The following is a 21,916-nucleotide window of genomic DNA, read 5'->3' on the forward strand; positions in this document are numbered from 1 at the left end:
CATGAAAAGCGTATTAGAATTAAAAAACACCCGCGGTTCCGCCCTCATCTGGGTACTCGTCCTCTGCATCATCTTCGCCATTCTGGGCACCGCCATCGCCTGGGTGGCCCTCTCTATGAACAAGCGCAGCGTGACCAATTATGTGCTCCGGCAGGATTATTTCACCTCCCGGTCGGCGCTGGATACTTGTGTTAATGAGCTGAATGGATTGGCGGAGGGTCAAAGCTACAATAACTCTTTTAATGCATATTTAAATGATCATCTGGTTAACGGCGATAAAAAAATGGTCATTACCGATTTCTTTGGAACGGCTGGGGCGACGAAACCTGAGATTAAGAATATGGGAAAATGTACGGTAGATGGGAACTACAGCAAGGGGACTATTACCCTGAATGCGGTGACTGGCACCGCCAGCGAAGGGAAGGTCAGTCTCACCGCTTACCGCAAAGTGGATGATACTAACTTAAACTGGCCCAATGCCCGTTGGGCAGCGGAGCTGCCGGTTAGTAATGGTATGTTTGCCCTGGGTGGGGGTAACCCCAATTTTCAGAATGAAGATAACGTGGTGAAGGATGTGGCCGTTTATAAGGTGACCACCAATCAAGCGGGAACCTTGGAGATCACCAAGGACACTAATACCGAAAAAAAAGCCATTTTTATCTACGTCCAGCCCGGGGTAACCCTAACCATAAATGATGTCAAAGTGAGCAATCCAGTGGGTGTGGCATCAAAGTCGGATAACTCGGTGGAGGCCTGGTTTGATGGTGGAGACACTATCGACTGGAACACCTACTACGGTCCGGATATCTTTATCTTCTTACAGGGAACCGAAACCCAAAAGGCGACCCTTGCTTTCAGTAAAAATCTGAGTACCGCCGGTAAGGATATCCCCTATCCTCTGTATGTTTCCGGCACGGGGGGAACCCAGGCCGTGGTCAATGGACCAGGGGGTAGCAGTAAGACCCTGGTCTATGGCATCCACAATGCGACAAGTACCACTGTGGACTTTAAAAAGGAAAAGGATCAGGTACCTGCCCGGCTGCCCATCAGTGGGTACGCCTATGCCGGCGTGCTGGCGACTGGAAATGAAACGGGATTAAAAGCCAGCCAATGGACGGTGCAGTCCTATACCAATGGGAGTGATACGCCATGAGGAAACCCTACAAGCAGACCCTTCAATGCCAGGATGGCTTTACCCTGGTGGAAATCATCGTCACCCTAGTGATTTTATCCCTGGTTCTCACCGTTGCGGGAACGACCTACCTTTACGGTGTGCGGATGTACACCCAGACTGAGGTTAAGAATACTGAGAAGTATGTCGGGGATAATGTCTATAAATACATGCAGCAAAAAATCACCTATGCCACCAAGCTGGAAGTCCGCCCTGACCGCAGCAATGATAAAAGCTATCAAAAGTATATGGCCAATATCAAGGACAATGCCCGGGTGGGGGATTCGGGTACCGGATATCTCTATTTTGGGGATTATGATCAGGATACCCAGGAAAACGTCCTGGGTGAAAAATTTTATGGCAGCTATACCATAAAGTACCAGGTGACCCTGCCAAAGGCCACCAAAGAGGGAGATGGGGATACGGCGGTGGAAAATCTCCTGGACCTGACCGTCATGGTCTACGATCAGCAAGGCCAGGAAGTGTATCAAACTGAGGGGCGGATTAAAAACCTGAATTGCAATCTGACTGTAAAAGGGGACCGCGGGACAGCCTATACGAACCCCTTGATTGTCTATAATGATACGGCCAAACAGGAAATCGATCCCGCCATGGCCATCGCCAACCAGTTGCGAACGGATTATATTAATTTGTACACCTGCATTGTTGAAAGTTCCACAGTGGACCAAATTGAAGCAAAATATCCGGGATGGAAAGAACTGACAAAAGACTTATCAGACTATTTTAAGACAAATCCGAACAATGATAATATTTTGAAATATTTATTTCAGTATAAATATCACAGCGAATGGCCAAAATTCCCCCAACCACAGGATAATAAGCTTGAAAAATATCCAGAAATAAAGAATTTTTACTATCCAACAGTAACAAAATCATTATATATGCGGCCATATTGTGGTGTGATGAGTACAACGGATGCAGCATTAGCGGGGAAAAACACCTTTGTTTTTGTAAGTCCCAATAATGCGGCGACAGGGTGGGCCGATATATATTTTATCATTGATTGTCAAAGCGGTACCATGTATGCATCAACAAAAGTTTCGAGTGGAAAAATCGCAGGCAATGCTTTTGTGGTGAATCAGGAATGGGTTAAAACTTTGGAAGAACTTAAAGGTACGGGCTGGAAGATTTTTGAATAAGGGAAAAGGGGAGCGGTATGAATAAAAAAAATAGAGACAATAACGCTGGATTCACCCTAGTCGAAATCATCGTTACCCTTGTCATTTTGGCTATTGTGGCGGCCTTTACCGTGCCTGCCCTGGGAGGCTTTATTGAGGATGCCCACGCCCGGGACTGTCAGGCAAAGCGGACGGATCTGGCCAAGGCCTACACCACCCAGCTGGTGGATGATGGGGTGGCTAATCCGGGCAGTACCATTGACATTGCGAATATGGAAACCGTCCTCCAAGCCAAAGGGGCAATAGAGGGGGATGGCATTGAAACCGCAGTCTTGGACACTCAGTCGGATGATGCCGGGGTCATCACCTATGGGCAATATACAGGCCTTTGTCCGGATGGCGGTGTTTACGCCATCAAGACAAAGCCAACTGCAGACGGAGGCCAAGTCGTTTTTTATTTGGAGTGCAGTAAGCATGGTGTTGTTGATGTATGTCAGGGTGCAAACGCATTAAGTGTGGTAAGCATCCAAATCACGAAGACACCCACAAAAACAATTTATAATAAAGGTGAAGAATTTACTGCGGCCGGTGGAGAAATCGAGGTGACCTTCAAGGATAAGGATGGCAAGCAGACCACCAAAAATATCACGATGACCAATACCATGTGCTCAAAGCCTGATATGCAGCAGGTAGGGGATAACCAGAGTGTAACGGTGAGCTATAGCGGGAAAACGGCCAGTTTTACCATTGATGTCAAAGAAAATATTCAACTGACCGCACTCAGCATTACAACACCACCAACGAAAACCACCTATTATGTTGGAGAAAGTTTCAATCCGGCAGGAATGGTGGTGACGGCGACCTACTCCGATGGAAGCCAAAAACCTGTGACGGATTATACCATCACGGCTCCAGATACAATGGGAATGCAGAGTGTAGGAACAAAAGATATTGGCGTCAGCTATACCGAAGGGGATATAACCAAAACGGCGACATGGCAGTCAATTACGGTTAAGCTAGTTCAGGTTCGCATTGTTGATGCCAATGGTATAGTCGCAGAATATACCGATACTGTATCGGGGGAGAGTACAGCCCTTAAGCAGGCAGTAAAAGACGTTAAAGATAATCAGACCATCCAGATTGTAGTAGCGAATTATCGGCTGAATCCCGATGTTCAAGTTAATCCGGCAGGGGGGGGCGATGAAGGGATTGGCATCAGTAAGAATGTGACGATTACGACCGCCCAGGATATCGTCGGGGGTCCGTCCCGAATTTATACGAATAGCCAGACTGCCAGTAATCTGTTCCAGGTTAAAGATTCTAATGCGACATTGACCTTGGATAATATTGTGCTTGATGGTGGAAATACTGGCGAAAATTCGTCAGGGGCGACCTGTCGCGTGGCTTATGTGTCTAAGGGAAAGGTGGTTGTGACAGGGGCAACAATAAAAAACTTTACGCTTTCTAAAACAAACCTTTTTTATGGCGGCGCTTTTGCTTTAAAAACGGAAGGGGAATTGAGTATCAAGGGAAGCACCATAGAGAACTGCACCATTAATTCCGATGGTGGTACGGGGGAAATAATAAGCAATGGTGGTGCCATTGCAGCAGGTGGCACCACCTTGGTGACACTGGGTGAAGGAACGGTTATTAGAGGGTGCAGCGCCCAATATGGCGGAGCCTTATCGGTTGTTACAGAAACCAACAAATCATCGACAACGCCCGTTACCTTAGATGGGGCTAAGATTGAAAACTGTACCGCTGTCAATCAAGGTGGTGCCATCAATTTGATTAGTAATAGTTCCCTAAACATAAGGGATACATCCATCACAGGCTGTTCCTCCCCCACTGGTGCTATCTACGCCGGAGGAACGAGTACCACCCTTGGCGGTACTGTGCAGATTACAGAAAACAGTCAACCGGTAGAGGCCCCCAGCCCCTGCAACCTCTACCTGCCAGGGAATAAGAACCTGACCATTGGGGAAGGGGGTCTGACAGAGACTGCCAGTATCGGAGTGACCATGGGGGATAAGACCCGAGAGGCCAATGGAAAACAATTTGCCACGGCCGCAGAAGAAAATGCCAGAAATATCGACAAGCTCTTTGCGGATATCAATCCAACATTAGGGGATGATGACAAGCTGTACGGCAAAGAGATTGGGGATAAAGCAATCGTCTGGCACAGTGCGAACTACGTTCCGGTCTGCCAGCTGCTTCATGGTGAAACAATCACACCCTATGATGGGGACTCGGCCATACAAAATGCCATGAAGGCCGCCGCTGATGGGGATACCATCGAAATTTTACAGGCAAATTATACGGTAAAAGCAAAGATTGATATTGATAGAAATATCACCATTACCAAAGGAGAAAAGATAACATCGGTTATTTTGACGGATAGCATCACCAATGGCGATGCACTGTTTACGATGAAGGCAGATGGAAAAACAGCCACCATCAAAGATTTAAGCTTAACCAGTGCTCAGGCGAATAGCCGGGCCATATATCAAACCAGCGGAATGGTTGCGTTTGAGAATGTTACGATGAATGGGTTTAAAAGCACCGGAAATGGTGGCGGTATTTACATCTCTAATGCGACTCTTAAAATAAAATCGAGTAAGTTACAGAATTGTGTAGTGTCTGGAAGCGATACCCAGGGTGGTGCAATTTGGGGCGATAAAGCCCAGATCAGTCTTGATGATTCTACTATACAGAATTGCCAGGCATCCGGAACAACAGGATCTGGTGGGGGAATTTATATTAAAGATACGACGTCAAAGCTTAGGCTGGATAAAACGACCATTAAGGATTGCAGCGCCACCCAGTACGGCGGGGCTATTACGACCTACTCGAGCCCGATCGCTATTACTAATTCGACCATTGAGAACTGCTCTTGCACGCAGACCACCGGCACAAGCGGCGGCGGGGCCATTCGTGCCGCAAACAGTGGTGCCGTCGAGATAACGTCAACGACCATAAAGGGATGCCACGCCATCCAGGGCGGGGTGTTTAGCAGTGGGGCATCCACAGTAACCATTACCGGTGGCAGTATCACCGGCAATTATGCCGATGACGGAGCGCTGATGGATTGCTATGGACGATCGGCAGATATTAGTGCGTTAAACCTCAAGGGGGACTTAAAGGTAACGGCGAATGGTAAGAGTACAGAGGATAAAACCACTGCAATCGTGATGAATTCGGATACCGATGGACAAAACCCCAATACACGTTTAAATATAAGTGGGACGGTGCAAATTAACAATAACGCGATTAAAGGAAGTAAAAGCAGTGGACTTATTGGCACTGGTGAAAAAACGTTGATTATGACTTTGTCGGAGAATGCTCAGATTTGTAATAATGTAGTAGCCCAAGGTGCTGGCGGCATTTATGTCAATGAAAAATCAACCCTTAATGTAGCGGATAATGTCCAAATCACCAAGAACACCAGTGGTACAGATGGTTCAAAAATTGTCAGTAATGTTCTATTAACGGGAGCTAAGAAACTGAATGTTACCGATAATCTTGGGAATGGAGCGAAAATCGGAGTCACTGCAGAGGGCCGAATGAGTGTTGGCCAGCAATTTGGGACACGGAAGACTAACACGACCACGATTCCGGAGGGATGCTTTACGGCTGATACCGTAGGGCTGTACGGTGCTGCAGAGGGGACGAGTATCAAATGGGCCAATAGTATTCAGTCCATTGCGTTTAAAAATGACGGAAAAAAATACTTTTATCCCAAAACCGTGTATAAAACGGGGGAGGCTTTCTCGACGGAAGGTGGTATACTGACGGCGACCTATAGTGACAGTACAACAAAAGACATTGACCTCAGCCAGGCCAGCTGCTCTGGGTATGATTTATCCAAGGCAGGGGCGCAGACGGTGGTGGTGACCTATAAGGGCGTCACGACGACCTATTCCATTATCGTCCAGGAGGCACCGCCAGTGGATGATAAGGCGAAGCAGTGTATTCAAAAGCTTGCGAGTATGCTGTATGGTGAGAGTTATGCTGTTTGGTATTGGAATGCCTGTACATATTATAATGGATTTACGCATAACAATAATCGCTTTAATGGGGCGGTATTGAGTTCTAAGGATGGATATGCAACTGGTGGGTCATGGATAACTGATAAATATGTTTATGGCAACACAAACACACTATTGGCAAGCGCCGCAGACATTTCGGATATCGATCGTCAATACGTCTGGGCTGTGGTCCCCAATTCTAGGGATGGGGGATACGATTCCAGTTCTGGCATATCCAACGCCGATGACTATGGCTACACCATCATCTGGTGCACAACCAATGGTCTGACCGGAAGCGAGGCCATCCAATCCGGCAAAAGTTACACCGTGATGGTTTATGATACCAAATTAGCGAATTATCGAAATGGAACAATCACGGCTGCCAGCAAAAACGGAAATACTTATCTGAATACGGCAACGCTTAAAATATCAGAGTAGATGAATGGAAGGTGAAAGGAGAAAAAAACGATGGAGAATCGAAAAAAATCTACCGGCTTCACCCTCGTTGAAATCATCGTCGTCCTGGTGATCCTGGCCGTCATCGCCGCCTTCACCATACCGGCTATGCTGGGCTTCGTGGAGGATGCCCGGGGAAAGGCGGCTATTGCAGAGGCCCGGGAGGTGTATGTGGCGGCACAGGGGGTGGCGGCGGAAATGTATGCGGCTTACGATGGCAAGGATTTGTCCGGAGATGCGTACACGGCCCTAAAAACCACCTATGCTCAAAAAATCATCGCCATTGTGGGGAGCGATTTGGGAATTACTAAAGAGGTTATAACGAAAGAGGGGCACACGCCTGAGGAGAATTCGTTGGAAGTCGGAACGAAGTTTACAGAGTATAATTCGAATTCAACTCGATATATTAATGATTTAGAAAAGTTTACGGCGAAATCCACGGCCAAGGTGTGGATTGATTCCAAAGTAAGTGGAACGGATATCAGTCATCTGGATTTCCATGTTAAGGCTATTTGGTATGTCGACCGTACGGGGCGCTATCGGACAATCATCATGTTGGATCCTGTATATGGAGGTCCCAGCACGACAGTCACTAAAATAAAGTGATGGACCCTTATCCCTAGAGATGAACGCAGGTATCATGGACAGGGGTGATGATTAAATTTAAATAATTTACCCCTTGCCTTTTTCAAAAAATCCGGTACAATAAGAATAGAATATTGTTGCACGCATCACTGCAAAAAAAAAACCACTTTTGCAGTGATTTTTTTATTTTAATCGGGAGGCAAGATGAAGACTAAGTATATTTTCGTAACGGGCGGCGTGGTATCCTCTTTGGGCAAGGGGATTACAAGCGCATCCCTGGGGCGGCTGCTCAAGGCCCGGGGGATGAAGGTTTCCATTCAAAAGTTTGATCCCTATCTCAATTACGATCCGGGTACCATGAGCCCCTATCAGCACGGTGAGGTATTTGTAACGGATGATGGGGCAGAGACGGATTTGGACCTGGGCCATTACGAGCGGTTTACCGATGAGAGTCTGGGGAAATACAGCAATGTGACCACGGGGAAAGTGTATTGGAATGTGATCTCCAAGGAACGCCGGGGGGATTACCTCGGGGGAACGGTACAGGTGATCCCACACATTACCAATGAGATTAAGGAAAGCATCCAGCGGGTGGCGGACAGCCCGGCCAATCCGGATGTGGTCATTACGGAAATCGGGGGAACCGTTGGGGATATCGAAAGCTTGCCCTTCCTGGAAGCCATCCGCCAATGCAAAGGCGATTTGGGGGCAGACAATGTGATTTATATCCATGTGACCCTGCTGCCCTACCTGGGGATGGCGGGCGAGCTGAAGACCAAGCCCACCCAGCATTCCGTTAAGGAGCTGCGCAGCATTGGGATTCAGCCGGATATTATTGTCATGCGCTCGGAAAAGGATGTGGAAGAGGGCATGAAGGATAAAATTAGCCTCTTCTGTAATGTGGATAAGGAAGCGGTGGTGAGCAACTTAGACGCGTCCGAGCTCTACGAAGTGCCATTGCTTTTAGAGAAGGAAGGACTGGCCAACCTGGTCTGTGAAAAGCTGCATCTGCCGGAATGTAAGCCGGATTTGAAGGAATGGAAGGAACTGGTCTCCAAGGCGAAGAGCTTGGAGAACAAAATGAGCGTAGCTCTGGTGGGTAAGTATGTGGAGCTCCACGATGCCTATCTATCCGTGGCGGAGGCCCTGCGCCATGGCGGGATTGCCAATAATACGGTGGTGGACATTAAGTGGATTCACTCCGAAGATCTCAATGAGCAAAATGTGGATCGGTACTTGGGGGATGTGGATGCCATTATCGTACCCGGTGGCTTTGGAAACCGGGGAATCGAGGGCAAGATCGAAGCCATCCGCTATGCCAGAGAGCATAAGGTGCCCTTCCTGGGATTATGCCTGGGCCTCCAGTTGACGGTTATCGAATACGCCCGTAATGTGGCAGGGATGGCCGGGGCCAATAGTATTGAGCTGGATGAGGAAACCCCTTATCCGGTCATCAGCCTGATGGAGGAACAGAAGAAGATCCAGAATATGGGCGGGACCATGCGTCTGGGGGCTTATCCCTGTAAGCTGACCGAGGGGACTTTGGCCCATAAGATTTACCGGACCGATACCATTGAAGAACGCCATCGCCATCGCTATGAGGTGAATGATGCCTTTATTCCGCAGCTGACGGAAAAGGGACTGGTGTTCTCCGGAATGTCGCCGGATGGGGTACTGGTGGAGATGGTGGAGCTGAAAAACCATCCCTGTTTTATTGCCACCCAGGCCCATCCTGAGTTTAAATCCCGGCCCAATAAGGCCCACCCCTTATTTGCCTATTTGGTGAAAGCGGGGCTTAAGTTCCAGGAATCCAGAAAACATCAGAAGTAAAAATGAGCTGCCGCAGGGCTGTGGATAACCACAGATCTGCGGCGTTATTTTTTCTCAAAAAAGTCCTTGACACAAAATATAGGTTGGGGGATTTTGATGTGGATAAATTGAAATTATTTACAGGATTGGCGAAAGTTATCCACAGTTTTGTGGAAAAAGTGGATAATAACAGTGGATAATGTGGATAACTTGGTGGATAGTGTTAAAAATGTCCGTGGCAAGCCAAAAAAAAGCCTGGGAAGGTGTGCATTGTTTGGGGTAAAAGTTATCCACAAACCTGTGGATAATGGGGATTAAAAATGACACCCTTGCGGGCGGATTATTTTGCGGTTATAATTGAAAATATCCCATACTAGATATGGGGATTTCAAGGAATTTACATGAAAAATGACCATTTTGATGGAAAAAGAGGTTACAATGAAACGATTCGGATTTGTTAAGACGGCCTGTGCCATTCCCCAGGTGGCGGTGGCGGATACGGTGGCCAATACGGATAAAATTTTGGAGTTATGCCAGAAGGCCTGGGATACGGGTGTGGGGATTGTCCTTTTCCCGGAGTTGTGTTTGACGGGTTACACCTGCGGGGATTTATTTGCCCAGTCCCTTTTAATGGATGGGGTGGCGGAGGGTCTTCGGCGGATTGGGGCCTGGTCCAAGGATAAGGACATGCTGATTATCCTGGGGGTCCCCATTCCTGTGGATGGGGCGGTGTACAATGGGGCGGTGGCCTTTAACCAGGGTGAGCTGCTGGGTATGGTACCCAAGGTCTATGTTCCCAATTCTCATGAATTTTATGAAAAGCGGTGGTTTTCCTCGGGGGATTCTCTGAAACGGGAATGGGCCAGCTTTGCGGGGTTTGATTTCCCCGTGGGGACGGATTTACTGTTTCGCAGCGAGGATTGGCCGGAGCTGGCCCTGGGGATTGAGGTGTGCGAGGATTTGTGGGCGCCCATTCCACCCAGTGGAAAGTTGTCCGTGGCCGGGGCAGTGCTTATTGCCAACCCTTCGGCCAGTAATGAGCTCATTGGTAAGGGGGAGTATCGCCGGGAGCTGGTGAAACAGCAATCCGCCCGGTGTAATGCGGGCTACCTGTACTGTTCCAGCGGTACCGGTGAATCCACCACGGATTTGGTTTTTGGGGGGGATGCCCTGGTGTATGAAAAGGGGACCTTATTGGCCAAGAGTACCCGGTTTGCCTTTGAGGATCAGCTCATTGTGGCGGATGTGGATGTGGAGGCGCTTCTCCATGACCGGAGAACCCAGTCCTCCTTTATGGATGGGGTGGCCTTTTATGGGGATGCCCCCCTGCGGGATGTGTTTTTCACCATTCGCCATGGCTACAAAGTGGAGCGGTCCTTTAATCCATCCCCCTTTGTGCCTGCGGATGTGGAGAGCCGACGGGTGCGCTGTGGTGAGATTTTCAATATCCAGTCCATGGGTTTGGTGAGCCGCTTAAAGCATATTGGAGAGCCGCCCATGGTCCTGGGGATTTCTGGGGGCTTAGATTCAACCCTGGCTCTTTTGGTGTGTGTGAATGCTTGTGATCTCATGGGGATTTCCCGGGACCGCATCCATGCCATTACCATGCCGGGCTTCGGGACCACGGACCGTACTTATGACAATGCCGTGGCGCTTATTAAAGGGCTGGGAGCGACCTTCCACGAAATCAGCATTAAAGAGGCCTGTGTTCAACATCTGGAGGCCATTGGCCACGATTTGACGGTCCATGATGTCACCTACGAGAATGCCCAGGCCCGGGAACGGACTCAAATTCTGATGGATGTGGCCAATGACTTGGGGGGGATTGTTGTGGGAACCGGAGATTTATCGGAGCTGGCCCTGGGCTGGGCCACTTATAATGGGGACCATATGTCCATGTATGGGGTGAATGCCGGCATTCCCAAGACCCTGGTGCGCTATTTGGTGAGCTATGTGGCGGATATGAATGGGGATGGGGCGATCCAAGCGATTTTGTACGATGTCCTGGATACCCCGGTGTCCCCAGAGCTGTTGCCCCCGGATGAGGCGGGAAAGATTGCCCAGAAAACCGAGGATTTGGTGGGGCCCTATGCCCTCCACGATTTCTTTTTGTACCATGTGATGCGCAATGGCTTTGCCCCGGAGAAGATTTTCTTTATGGCCTGCCGGGCCTTTGATGGACGCTATGAGAAGAGGGTGATTTACAAATGGCTGCGAAATTTCTACTGGCGGTTTTTCAGCCAGCAGTTTAAGCGCTCCTGCCTGCCCGACGGCCCCAAGGTGGGGTCGGTGGCCCTATCCCCCAGAGGGGATTGGCGGATGCCCTCGGACGCTAAAGTGCGGCTGTGGATGGATGAAATGGACCGGATTGGGCAATCGCCTTTTTAATGAGAATCCCCTGTTCAGAAAACATCCGCTCATGCTCGGTGACGATATTGTTCGCGGGATGGGTGGCGTGGAGGTCTCTGATTTCCTGGGTGAGGGTGAATCCGGCGTCTTCAAAATAGCCTAGGGAGGCATCGTAAAGGGCGTCATCATCGGTTTTAAAATGAATGGCTCCCTGGGGAGATAAAAAGGCTTTGTATTTTTCGAGCTGGCGCGGATGCGTCAGCCTTTTTTTATGGTGTCGGCGTCTCGGCCAGGGGTTGCAGAAGTTGATATAGATCCGCTCAATGGTGTCCCCTTGGCCTAAAATGGTGTCGATCCGGCCGATATCCCAGGCGGTCAGCCGCAGATTATCTACTGGGGCCTCACCGTAGACGTCACAGATCTGACGCTTGGCCAGTCCTAACACGGTGTCGATCATGTCGATGGCCAGATAGTTAATCTGAGGATTACGATGGGCCAGCTCTGCGATGAACTGGCCCTTGCCGCAGCCCAGCTCCAGGTGCAGGGGCTGGGATTTGGGGAAGGCCTCTGCCCAGCGGCCTTTGAGGGTCCAGGGCTCTTCAATGAAAAAACCAGAGGATAGAAGTTCTGGTCTGGCCCAAGGTTTTGGTCTTAGATGCATGGTTGTTTCCTTTCTAATGGGGAGCGATGCGCAGGGTGATTTCCCCGGAGCTGATGTTTTGGACGGTGCCATCGGGATTCCCTAGGAGGAGGTGTCCGGCATCATCAAAGCCGATGACCTGGCCGCGGTGTTGTCGGTTCCCTGCCGTGATGATGACTTCTTCACCGATGAGGATGGAGCGGGCCCGGTAATCTTCGATGTAATCCCCGATGCCCCGGGAATGGCCCAGCTGCCACAACCCTTTAATGAGTGCGGCGGTGAGGCGTAGGCGGAGGGTAGGATCGGTAGGCTTATCACAGGGATAGAGGGAACCGGCAATATCTTTTATATCCTCTGGAAAGCCACCTTCTGGGGCGTAAAGATTAATGCCGACCCCCAGGACCATGTGGTCCACTCCCCCGGCTTCGATATTGACGGAGGCCTCGGTGAGGATGCCGGCAATCTTCAGTCCATCCAGGTAGAGGTCATTCACCCATTTAATGCCAACAGACTGCCCGGTGACCGCTTCAATAGCCTGGGCAATAACCACACTGGCCGCCATGGTGATGGTTTGGGGCAAGGTGCTGTCGGGGGTGGGGCGATAAAGAACACTGAGGTAAATACCGGAGCCTGGGGGAGAGAAGAAGCTGCGTCCCATCCGCCCCCGGCCTCCGGTCTGGGTGTCGGCGATGATGGTTCGGCCGGCTGGGGCCCCTGCCAGAGCCTCCTCCCGAAGAAGGGTATTGGTGGATGGGAGCGAATCGTACACGGTGATGTGCTCGGCGGCTTGGGCGTCTCCCAGCTCCAGGGCAATGGCGGATGGGGTTAAGCGGCCATCGGCCGCCAGGATGGCGTAACCGCACCGATTTTTCGAATCGATGCGGATGCCTTGCCGGCGAAGGGTTTCGATGGCTTTCCAAATGGCACCGCGGCTGATCCCGAGGCGAGTGCCCATTTCCTCGCCGGACAGATAATTCCCCTGATTTTCGTGTAAAAGCTTTAATACTTCTTGGTATGATTGCATAGTTCCTCCATGATTTCTTTCATTATATAAGAATGGTGAGGGAGCGTCAACCGGTGGCAACGGATAAAAAAACTAAGGAAACTTAAGGTTTCTGTCAATTAAGTGCTGGAGGATGACAAAAAAATCTTGAAAAATGAAAAGAGACTGATAAAAATTCGAGTCCTGTGCTATAATAGAGTAAAAATCGGAAAAGTATCCATTTAAACAAGGAACAGAAATTGGTGGGGTGTGTATGAGAGTCTTGCTAAAAATAACCGATGTGTTTGACGTGGATGTTCTCCAGCGAATCCAGGACTCCTTTTCGGAGGCAACGGGATTTGCCACCATTACGGTAGATTACAAGGGGAACCCCATCACCAAATACAGCAATTTTTCGAAGTATTGCCTGAAAGTCCGTGAAGATGCCCATTGTCTGGAATGCTGCTATCGTTCTGATGCCCACGGCGGGATTGAATCGGCACGTTCTGGAAAGCCGTCCATTTATATCTGCCATGGCGGATTAGTGGATTTGGCTGTCCCCATCATGGTGAAGGGGAATTATCTGGGGGCTATTTTATCGGGACAGGTACGGATACCCAAGGAAGAAATGGATAAGCTGCCCATGGGCTCTTCTATGGAGCTAACGGATTTTTCGGATCATCCTGAGGTGCAGAAGCTTCACGATGAAACCCTGGTGACAACGCTGAACCAAGTGCGGGCCTCAGCCGATTTATTATACACCATTGCCAACTATTTGGTGGAAAAGCAAATGATCCATATCATGCAGGAGGAGCTTCACAGTAAAAATCTAGAGCTGATGGAGGAGGTCAAGCACCGCAGTGAGATTGAGGCAGCACTGAAGGAGGCGGATTTAAAGGCCCTTCAGGCGCAGATCAATCCCCATTTCCTTTTTAATGTGCTCAATACCATTGGGCGTTTAGCCCTGTTGGAAAATGCGGATAAGACCCAGGAAATGATTTACTCTTTCTCAGATATGATGCGCTATACCCTTAAAAAGGAAAATAATGATTTTGTAACCCTGGGTGAGGAAATGGAACATGTGGGAAATTATCTGTCCATCCAGAAAATGCGATTAGGCAACCGTTTGGATTACACCATTGATCTGGATGAGGACTGCAGCGATGTGCTCTGTCCCTTCATGACCATCCAGCCCTTTGTGGAAAATGCCATTAATCATGCCATTGAACCCAGTGTGGCTGGGGGAAAAATTACGATTTCAGCCCATATGAAGGAGGATTATGTGTCTATCCGTGTCATCGATAATGGACCTGGCATCAATGAGGCACTGGAAGCCCAATTGATGGAAGGAACCTATGAAGCCGGAGAAGGAGGAACCGGAACCGGTATTGGAATTGACAACACCAATAGGCGTTTAAAATATTATTTTGGAGAGGATTATGGGGTACGTTTCAATGAAACGGTAGAGATCGGCACGGAAGTGGTCATCCATCTGCCGTTTAAAGTCGTGCCAGGAAGGGGACTCAATGTATAAAGTTTTTATCGTAGAGGATGAGCATCTGGAAATCGAAGCCCTTGAACTGATATTGACCCAACAGGCTGATGATGTGGATGTGGTGGGGACCGCAGCCTCTGGAACCGTTGCCCTGGAAAATATACGGAAGACCACCCCGGATATCGTCATCATGGATATCAATATTCCGGAGATGAACGGCATCGAGGTGCTTAGGCAGATTAAAAAAGATGATCCCAATACCAAGGTCATCCTGATTACAGCCTTCAATGAATTTGATTTTGCCCATCAGGCCATTAAAGCCAAGGTGGATGATTTTCTATTAAAACCCATTCGACCTGCTCAGCTTATCGAAGCCGTGAACCAAGCGATCACCTCTCTTAAGGTGAATGCCAAGAATAAATTCGATGAGAAGATGAATGAGGTTATTTTTGCGGTGGTGCAGAAGAAGTACAATGATTCTCGGGTGGCGCTCACGGAATATTTAGATATTTTGTACGATTATTATGGCTACGATTTGATATCCATCCAGCATGAAATCCAGCATTTCATGGAAGAGCTCAATGTGGTCAGCGTGGATACCTGCAATTATGATATTAAGAGCACCCTCCGCAACCGCAATAACCATCAGCATTTTGTTAACAGTTATCAAAATCGGTACGACTTGAAGGTTGAAATCATGAAATCCATCGATAAGATTTTTGATAAGCTCATGGATATCCGGGATAACCGAAAGAACAGCATCGAGGATATTCTAAACTATATCGACCGAAACTGCCATAAAGACATTTCCCTGGATCAGGTGGGGGAATATGCGAATATGAGTTCCTATTATCTAAGTAAGATTTTCAAAAAGGAAACCGGGGTCAATTTTGTGACCTACTTAACGGAGCGTAAGATTGAAATTGCCAAGGATATGCTCATTAATACCGATGTACCCATCATCAATATCGCCTTGGATTTATCCTACCACGAGCCCAATTATTTTAGTAAGGTGTTTAAAAAAAGCACCGGGCTCACCCCCACGGAATTCCGGCGGGAAAAGAAAAAGTTGGCAGCAGCAGCTGCTGCAGAAGAATAAAAGAACAGGGATACCATCCGTCAGGAAGGTATCCCTTTTTTAGAAGGACAAAATTGTATAAGATGAACACAAAAAAACGCCTTCTCTTTTTGTGGTTTTATGAAGACATCATGATTTTGTAAAGAGTGTAAAAAAGAATGTTTTGCAAGTTTATGTAAATATGTGTAAACGCCCTGAAAATGGGGCGTTCAAGGATTTTTTATAATAATAGTGCAAGTAATTACCCGGGGTTATGGTTTAAAATAATGACAGTAACAATAATATTCAAACCAAGGAGGACGAAGCTTATGACTAATGAAGCTTTAGGCATGATTGAAACTAAAGGTCTCGTCGGCTGTATCGAAGCCGCAGATGCCATGGTCAAATCTGCTAATGTCGAGCTCACAGGATACGAAAAAATCGGATCCGGTCTCGTAACCGTAATGGTGCGTGGCGATGTGGGAGCGGTTAAGGCAGCCGTTGACGCAGGTGCTGCAGCTGCAGACAAGGTCGGTCAGGTCGTTTCAGTACATGTGATTCCAAGACCACATCAAGATGTGGAAAAAATGTTGCCCAGTTTCTAAAAAATTAATGGAGGTGTGAATTAATGAAAGATGATTTAATGAACAAATTGATGGAAGAAGTCATGAAGAAAATGGACGAAGTTGAAGAAACAGGTACCTGTGCAGCTGCTACTGGTGTTTGTGGTTTAACTGAATTCGTTGGAACCGCTATTGGCGACACAATCGGTTTCGTTATCGCTAATGTAGACTCTAACCTGCATGAAGCAATGAAGATCGATCCTAAGTATCGTTCTATCGGTATCCTCTCCGCTCGTACTGGTGCTGGTCCTCAGGTTTTCGCAGCTGATGAAGCTGTTAAAGCAACAAACACCGAACTGGTTATCTGTGAATTTGCCCGTGACACCAAGGGTGGCGCTGGCCATGGTTCCCTGTGTATCTTCGGTGCAGAAGATGTTTCCGATGCAAAACGTGCTGTTGAAGTCGCTTTGAATGACTTAAACAGAACCTTCGGCGATGTCTATGGCAACGATGCTGGCCATCTGGAATTCCAGTACACCGCTCGTGCTTCTTTCGCATGTAACATGGTATTCGGCGCTCCTATCGGTAAAGCTTTCGCTATTATCGTTGGTGCTCCTGCTGGTATCGGCGTTCTCATGAGCGATGGTGCCCTGAAAGCTGCTAACGTTGAACTCATTGGTTTTGCATCACCTGACAATGGTGGTACCAAATACTCCAACGAAGCAATTATCTTCGTATGTGGGGATGCTGGTGCTGTGCGTCAGGCTGTTTATGCTGCACGTGAAATTGGTAAACAAGCCCTCGAAGCCTTAGGTGGACCTTGCCCGTCTACGACTACTCCTTACATCTAAGTTGAAATTGGATTAGTTGAAGATAAATCAAGGAGGAATGACAATGAGATCAAAAAGATTTGAAGCTTTAGATGCACGTCCGGTAAAAAAGGACGGTTTCGTTAAAGAATGGCCTGAAGTTGGTCTGATCGCGATGAACAGTGCTGGGGATCCTACCCCTAGCATCAAGGTCGAAAACGGCACCATCGTCGAAATGGACGGCAAATGCAGAGCTGAATTCGATATGCTGGATACCTTCATCGCAAACTATGGTATCCGTCTGGACAAAGCAGAAGAATATATGGCAATGGATTCCCTGGAAATCGCCAACAAATTAGTTGACATCCACGTACCCAGAGCTGAAGTTGTCGATATTACGACTTCCATCACTCCTGCTAAAATCGTTGATGTACTCAACAAAATGACTGTTTTGGAAATGATGATGGCACAGAACAAAATGCGTGCCCGTATCATGCCTTCCAACCAGTGCCACGTTACCAACGTTAAAGATAACATGATCCAAATCGCAGCGGATGCTGCTGAAGCTGCTATCCGTGGTTTCGACGAAATGGAAACAACTGTTGGTATCGCTCGTTACGCACCATTCAACGCCCTGGCTATCATGATTGGCGCCAATGTTGGCCGTCCTGGTATCTTAACCCAGTGTGCTGTTGAAGAAGCAACTGAACTTGACTTAGGGATGAGAGGCTACACCGCTTACGCTGAAACCATTTCTGTATACGGTACAGAACCTGTTTTCATGGATGGTGATGATACGCCTTACTCTAAAGCATTCTTAGCATCCTGCTACGCTTCCCGTGGTTTGAAGATGCGTTTCACCTCCGGTTCCGGTTCTGAAGTTCAGATGGGTTATGCCGAAGGTAAATCCATGCTGTACCTTGAAGCTCGCTGCCTGTATGTTACCAAGGGTGCTGGCGTCCAGGGGACTCAGAATGGTTCCGTTTCCTGTATCGGTGTTCCCGCTGGTGTCCCCGGTGGTATCCGCGAAGTCCTGGCAGAAAACCTTTTGGCAGCCTGCTTAGACCTCGAATGTGCTTCTTCCAATGACCAGACATTTACGCACTCTGATCTGAGAAGATGTGCCCGTTCCCTGATGCAGATGGTACCTGGTACTGACTATATCTGTTCTGGTTACTCCTCAACTCCGAACTACGACAATATGTTCGCTGGTTCCAACTGGGATGCAGAAGACTATGATGACTGGAACGTTATCCAGCGTGACCTTAAGATCGATGCCGGTTTACAGCCTGCTGATGAAGATACCGTTGTTGCTGCTCGTGCTAAAGCTGCTCGTGCAATGCAGGTTATCTTCAAAGAATTAGGCCTGACCGAAATCACCGATGCTGAAGTTGAAGCTGCAACCTATGCTAATGGTTCTCAGGATATGCCTGACCGTGATGTCGTTGCTGACCTTAAAGCTGTTGATGATCTTCTGGGCCGTGGAGCAACTGCTGTTGACTTCATCAAAGCTCTGGATCGTGGCGGCATGCGTGACGTTGCTGAATCTATCTTTAACATTCAGTTACAGAAGTGCGCTGGCGACTACTTACACACCGCTTCCAAGTTATCATCTGACTTCGAAGTTATTTCCGCTGTCAACTACCCGAACACCTACCATGGTGTTGCAACTGGCTACCAGATCAGTGATGAAAGATGGCAGGAAATCCAGAATATTCCATGGGCAGATGACCCGGCAACAATTTAGTGGAAAGGGGTGTATAGAATGGCTATTAACGAACAAATGCTTAAAAGTATCATCGAAGATGTATTAAAAGAAATGAGTGGCGCCCCCGCTGCAGCTCCGGCTGCTGCTCCTGTGGCTGCTGCCGCAGAAGGTGTCGAACTCACCGCTGTTGGCGAAGCTTCCGTAGGAACCGCTGCTGACGAAGTCGTCATCGGTATCTCCGCTGCTTTTGCAGACGCTCAGACCGTTAACATCATTGGCGTACCACACGCTAAGATCTTAAAGGAAATGATCGCTGGTATCGAAGAAGAAGGTATGAAATACCGCGTGGTTAAGGTTTATCGTTCTGGCGACGTTGCTGTTGTTGGACATGACTGTGCTGAACTTTCCGGTTCTGGCGTTGCTATCGGGATTCAATCTCGTGGTACCTGCCTCATCCACCAGAAAGATTTACCCCAGCTGTCTAACCTGGAACTGTTCTCCCAGTGTCCTCTGATCGACTTAGACACCTATCGTGCAATCGGTAAGAATGCTGCTAAGTATGCCAAAGGCGAAAGCCCGAATCCTGTTCCTGTACGGAATGACCAGATGGCTCGTCCGGCATACCAGGCACGTGCAGCTCTCCTTTATCTGAAGGAAGTTGAACATGTTGTCAACGGTAAAAAAGCCGTTGAAATGCAAGTAACATTCAAATAGGAGGTGGAGAGAATGACTCAAGAACAAATGTTAGAACAGATCGTTAAACAAGTTATGTCTTCTATGTCAGCCGCTGCACCTGCCGCTGCAGCAGCAGGCGCTTTATCCGCTGCTGATTACCCAATCGGGGACAAGAGACCTGAACTCATCGTTTCCGCAACCGGCAAGGCATATAAAGACCTGACCATTGACAAATTGTTAGCTGGCCAGTTAAGCCCTGAAGACTTAAGAATCCGTCCTGAAACCCTGGAACTCCAGGCTCAGGTTGCTGAATCCGTTAAACGTGACGCTTTCGCTGGTAACTTAAGAAGAGCAGCTGAACTTATCGCAGTTCCTGATGCTCGCTTACTGGAAATCTACAACGCACTGAGACCTTACAAGTCCACTAAAGAAGAACTTTTAGCAATCGCAGAAGAATTAAAGGGACAGTACAATGCTCCGATTTCTGCTTCATTAGTTGCTGAAGCTGCTGAAGTTGGATACGCTCGTAAGAGAACGAAGGAATTTAAATAAGCGGATTATTCGCTTAAATCCTACAGGCAGGACTTTCCCTGCCTGTAGGTCTCATCATAAAGAGACTGTTTGGAGGAAGATATATGATAGTAGCAGGGATAGACATTGGTAATGCCAGTACAGAAACTGCCTTGGCAAGAATTACCTCCGGTTCACCTGAATTCCTTTCCAGCGGTATTGTACCGACAACAGGAATCAAGGGAACGAGACAGAATATCCATGGTGTCTTCTCCTCTTTAAAGCAAGCCCTCGATAAAGTCAACTTAGCTGTAGAAGACGTTGATTTGATTCGCCTTAACGAAGCCGCTCCTGTTATTGGGGATGTGGCAATGGAAACCATTACTGAAACAATAATCACAGAATCCACAATGATCGGACATAATCCATCCACCCCTGGTGGCCTGGGAACCGGTGTTGGGGTGACGGTGAACATAAGGGACATTAAGAATGCGAAGAAGGGGGATTCGGTTATTGCGATTATACCGCGTGAAATCGACTTTGAAAACTCATCCCGTATGATTAATGAGGCCGCCGCAAACGGCATTTACGTAAATGGTGCCATTGTCCAAAGAGATGATGGCGTTTTAATTAATAACCGTTTGAAAAAGCCAATTCCCATTGTTGATGAAGTGGCTCTAATCGAAAAGGTGCCGCTAGGTATGCGGGCTGCCGTTGAAGTAGCTTCACCTGGCGCCGTTGTCGAACAGCTTTCCAATCCCTATGGGATTGCTACAGTGTTTGATTTATCTCCGGAAGAAACCAAGCAGGTCGTGCCTGTATCTCGGGCACTGATCGGTAATCGCTCCGCTGTTGTCATCAAGACACCAGCAGGGGATGTTAAGGAACGTAAAATCCCCGCTGGTCAAATCATTATTCAGGGTGTCAATAAAAAGGCAACTGTGAATGTGGATGAAGGCGCAGAAGTCATCATGGAGGCCATTAGAAGTGTGGCTCCCGTCGAAGACATTAAGGGAGAACCCGGAACAAATGCCGGGGGAATGTTGGAAAAGGTGCGACAGGTTATGTCAAACCTTACTGGACAATCACCCGTAAACATCAAGATTCAGGATTTGCTGGCTGTGGACACCTTCGTACCTCAAAGTGTACGGGGGGGCGTTGCTGAAGAGTTTTCCATGGAAAACGCTGTTGGTATCGCGGCCATGGTTAAAGCAGATCGCCTGCAAATGAGCATGATCGCTGAAGAGCTTGAAAAAGAGCTGGGAGTTAAAGTTGAAGTTGGTGGTGTGGAAGCTGATATGGCTATCCGCGGTGCGCTGACGACTCCGGGTTCGAACAAGCCGATGGCGATTATCGATATGGGGGCAGGATCAACGGATGCGGCAATTATTAACAGGGCTGGTGAGATCAAATCCATCCACTTGGCTGGTGCCGGCAACATGGTAACCATGTTGATTGGTTCTGAGCTGGGGTTTGATGATATGGGTCTACCGGAGGACATCAAGAAGTATCCGCTTGCAAAGGTTGAAAGTCTTTTCCATATTCGTCATGAAGACGGAACCGTTCAGTTTTTTGACACACCATTGGACCCGAGGACATTTGCCCGGGTGGTTATCTTAACGCCTAACGGCATGGTTCCGGTTCCTGGAAACCACTCCCTGGAACGCATCAAGCAGGTGCGCCGGGATGCTAAGGAAAAAGTCTTTGTCGTCAACGCGATCCGATCACTGGAGAGGGTCAGCCCGACGGGCAACGTAAGAGACATGGAATTCGTCACCTTGGTTGGTGGTTCAGCACTCGATTTCGAGGTTCCACAAATGGTTACAGATGCGCTGTCACGTTACTCTATTGTAGCTGGGCGTGCAAATATCCGTGCCTGTGAAGGGCCAAGAAATGCCGTCGCCACGGGACTTGTTTTATCTTACGGCGAAGGTGAATGA

At 48.4% G+C, this 21,916-nt stretch carries 16 protein-coding genes; 14 read left to right on the plus strand and 2 right to left on the minus strand.

Going from position 1 to position 21,916, the window contains the following annotated elements; all coding sequences use genetic code 11:
- Window position 1 precedes the first annotated feature (1 nt).
- The 6 genes from BLW33_RS06130 (at window position 2) to BLW33_RS06155 (ending at window position 11,576) form a co-directional block, all read left to right on the plus strand.
- Window positions 2-1,153 (plus strand): pilus assembly PilX N-terminal domain-containing protein, encoded by a 1,152-nt coding sequence (locus tag BLW33_RS06130; protein WP_090306474.1) that lies wholly within the window; start codon window positions 2-4, stop codon window positions 1,151-1,153.
- On the plus strand, window positions 1,150-2,331 hold the full coding sequence (locus tag BLW33_RS06135; RefSeq protein WP_090306477.1) for a prepilin-type N-terminal cleavage/methylation domain-containing protein: 1,182 nt from the start codon (window positions 1,150-1,152) through the stop codon (window positions 2,329-2,331). Before BLW33_RS06130 ends, BLW33_RS06135 begins: the two co-directional genes overlap by 4 nt.
- A 17-nt stretch (window positions 2,332-2,348) precedes the next feature.
- Window positions 2,349-6,776, plus strand: a complete 4,428-nt coding sequence (locus tag BLW33_RS06140; protein ID WP_090306480.1) for a bacterial Ig-like domain-containing protein — start codon at window positions 2,349-2,351, stop codon at window positions 6,774-6,776.
- Between the two features lie 30 nt (window positions 6,777-6,806).
- The gene (locus tag BLW33_RS06145; RefSeq protein WP_090306482.1) at window positions 6,807-7,400 is read left to right on the plus strand and encodes a type II secretion system protein; all 594 of its coding nucleotides are present in this window, start codon (window positions 6,807-6,809) and stop codon (window positions 7,398-7,400) included.
- Window positions 7,401-7,583: 183 nt separating this feature from the next.
- A complete protein-coding gene (locus tag BLW33_RS06150) occupies window positions 7,584-9,209 on the plus strand; it encodes a CTP synthase (RefSeq protein ID WP_090306485.1) in 1,626 nt (541 codons plus the stop codon).
- Between the two features lie 417 nt (window positions 9,210-9,626).
- Window positions 9,627-11,576, plus strand: a complete 1,950-nt coding sequence (locus tag BLW33_RS06155) for an NAD(+) synthase (protein ID WP_090306588.1) — start codon at window positions 9,627-9,629, stop codon at window positions 11,574-11,576.
- On the opposite strand, the gene trmB is transcribed toward BLW33_RS06155, so the two are convergent.
- On the minus strand, window positions 11,521-12,198 hold the full coding sequence (gene trmB / locus BLW33_RS06160) for a tRNA (guanosine(46)-N7)-methyltransferase TrmB (RefSeq protein WP_090306487.1): 678 nt from the start codon (window positions 12,196-12,198) through the stop codon (window positions 11,521-11,523). The two genes, BLW33_RS06155 and trmB, sit on opposite strands and share 56 nt — an antisense overlap.
- 13 nt (window positions 12,199-12,211) lie before the next feature.
- Entirely contained in the window at window positions 12,212-13,201 is a 990-nt protein-coding gene (locus BLW33_RS06165) for a biotin--[acetyl-CoA-carboxylase] ligase (RefSeq protein ID WP_090306490.1), read from the minus strand.
- A gap of 232 nt (window positions 13,202-13,433) precedes the next feature.
- Between BLW33_RS06165 and BLW33_RS06170 the strand changes: the two genes are divergently transcribed.
- The 8 genes from BLW33_RS06170 to BLW33_RS06205 all read left to right on the plus strand — a co-directional run bounded on the left by BLW33_RS06170 (window position 13,434) and on the right by BLW33_RS06205 (window position 21,916).
- Window positions 13,434-14,693 carry a sensor histidine kinase gene (locus BLW33_RS06170; protein WP_090306494.1) on the plus strand — a complete coding sequence of 420 codons (1,260 nt, stop codon included), beginning with the start codon at window positions 13,434-13,436 and terminating at the stop codon, window positions 14,691-14,693.
- Window positions 14,686-15,753, plus strand: a complete 1,068-nt coding sequence (locus tag BLW33_RS06175; protein ID WP_090242585.1) for a response regulator transcription factor — start codon at window positions 14,686-14,688, stop codon at window positions 15,751-15,753. Before BLW33_RS06170 ends, BLW33_RS06175 begins: the two co-directional genes overlap by 8 nt.
- Window positions 15,754-16,040: 287 nt before the next feature.
- A complete protein-coding gene (gene pduA, locus BLW33_RS06180; RefSeq protein ID WP_090242587.1) occupies window positions 16,041-16,316 on the plus strand; it encodes a propanediol utilization microcompartment protein PduA in 276 nt (91 codons plus the stop codon).
- 23 nt (window positions 16,317-16,339) lie between these two features.
- A complete protein-coding gene (gene pduB / locus BLW33_RS06185) occupies window positions 16,340-17,125 on the plus strand; it encodes a propanediol utilization microcompartment protein PduB (RefSeq protein WP_090242589.1) in 786 nt (261 codons plus the stop codon).
- A 43-nt stretch (window positions 17,126-17,168) separates the two neighbouring features.
- Window positions 17,169-18,830: a propanediol/glycerol family dehydratase large subunit gene (locus BLW33_RS06190; RefSeq protein ID WP_090306496.1), complete on the plus strand. Its 1,662-nt coding sequence runs from the start codon at window positions 17,169-17,171 to the stop codon at window positions 18,828-18,830.
- A gap of 18 nt (window positions 18,831-18,848) precedes the next feature.
- Complete coding sequence (locus tag BLW33_RS06195; RefSeq protein ID WP_090242593.1) at window positions 18,849-19,505, plus strand: propanediol/glycerol family dehydratase medium subunit; 657 nt, start codon at window positions 18,849-18,851, stop codon at window positions 19,503-19,505.
- Between the two features lie 12 nt (window positions 19,506-19,517).
- Window positions 19,518-20,018, plus strand: a complete 501-nt coding sequence (locus tag BLW33_RS06200; RefSeq protein ID WP_090306499.1) for a diol dehydratase small subunit — start codon at window positions 19,518-19,520, stop codon at window positions 20,016-20,018.
- A gap of 83 nt (window positions 20,019-20,101) precedes the next feature.
- The gene (locus BLW33_RS06205) at window positions 20,102-21,916 is read left to right on the plus strand and encodes a diol dehydratase reactivase subunit alpha (RefSeq protein WP_090306501.1); all 1,815 of its coding nucleotides are present in this window, start codon (window positions 20,102-20,104) and stop codon (window positions 21,914-21,916) included.

This window comes from Eubacterium aggregans (genome assembly GCF_900107815.1).
In the GTDB taxonomy this organism is placed as follows: Bacteria; Bacillota; Clostridia; order Eubacteriales; family Eubacteriaceae; genus Eubacterium_O; species Eubacterium_O aggregans.

Excerpts from the sequence above, each read along its gene's own strand:
- BLW33_RS06130 (WP_090306474.1), top strand. The coding sequence starts at position 2 with ATGAAAAGCGTATTAGAATTAAAAAACACCCGCGGTTCCGCCCTCATC.
- BLW33_RS06135 (WP_090306477.1), top strand. The coding sequence starts at position 1,150 with ATGAGGAAACCCTACAAGCAGACCCTTCAATGCCAGGATGGCTTTACC.
- BLW33_RS06140 (WP_090306480.1), top strand. The coding sequence starts at position 2,349 with ATGAATAAAAAAAATAGAGACAATAACGCTGGATTCACCCTAGTCGAA.
- BLW33_RS06145 (WP_090306482.1), top strand. The coding sequence starts at position 6,807 with ATGGAGAATCGAAAAAAATCTACCGGCTTCACCCTCGTTGAAATCATC.
- BLW33_RS06150 (WP_090306485.1), top strand. The coding sequence starts at position 7,584 with ATGAAGACTAAGTATATTTTCGTAACGGGCGGCGTGGTATCCTCTTTG.
- BLW33_RS06155 (WP_090306588.1), top strand. The coding sequence starts at position 9,627 with ATGAAACGATTCGGATTTGTTAAGACGGCCTGTGCCATTCCCCAGGTG.
- trmB (WP_090306487.1), bottom strand. The coding sequence starts at position 12,198 with ATGCATCTAAGACCAAAACCTTGGGCCAGACCAGAACTTCTATCCTCT.
- BLW33_RS06165 (WP_090306490.1), bottom strand. The coding sequence starts at position 13,201 with ATGCAATCATACCAAGAAGTATTAAAGCTTTTACACGAAAATCAGGGG.
- BLW33_RS06170 (WP_090306494.1), top strand. The coding sequence starts at position 13,434 with ATGAGAGTCTTGCTAAAAATAACCGATGTGTTTGACGTGGATGTTCTC.
- BLW33_RS06175 (WP_090242585.1), top strand. The coding sequence starts at position 14,686 with ATGTATAAAGTTTTTATCGTAGAGGATGAGCATCTGGAAATCGAAGCC.
- pduA (WP_090242587.1), top strand. The coding sequence starts at position 16,041 with ATGACTAATGAAGCTTTAGGCATGATTGAAACTAAAGGTCTCGTCGGC.
- pduB (WP_090242589.1), top strand. The coding sequence starts at position 16,340 with ATGAAAGATGATTTAATGAACAAATTGATGGAAGAAGTCATGAAGAAA.
- BLW33_RS06190 (WP_090306496.1), top strand. The coding sequence starts at position 17,169 with ATGAGATCAAAAAGATTTGAAGCTTTAGATGCACGTCCGGTAAAAAAG.
- BLW33_RS06195 (WP_090242593.1), top strand. The coding sequence starts at position 18,849 with ATGGCTATTAACGAACAAATGCTTAAAAGTATCATCGAAGATGTATTA.
- BLW33_RS06200 (WP_090306499.1), top strand. The coding sequence starts at position 19,518 with ATGACTCAAGAACAAATGTTAGAACAGATCGTTAAACAAGTTATGTCT.
- BLW33_RS06205 (WP_090306501.1), top strand. The coding sequence starts at position 20,102 with ATGATAGTAGCAGGGATAGACATTGGTAATGCCAGTACAGAAACTGCC.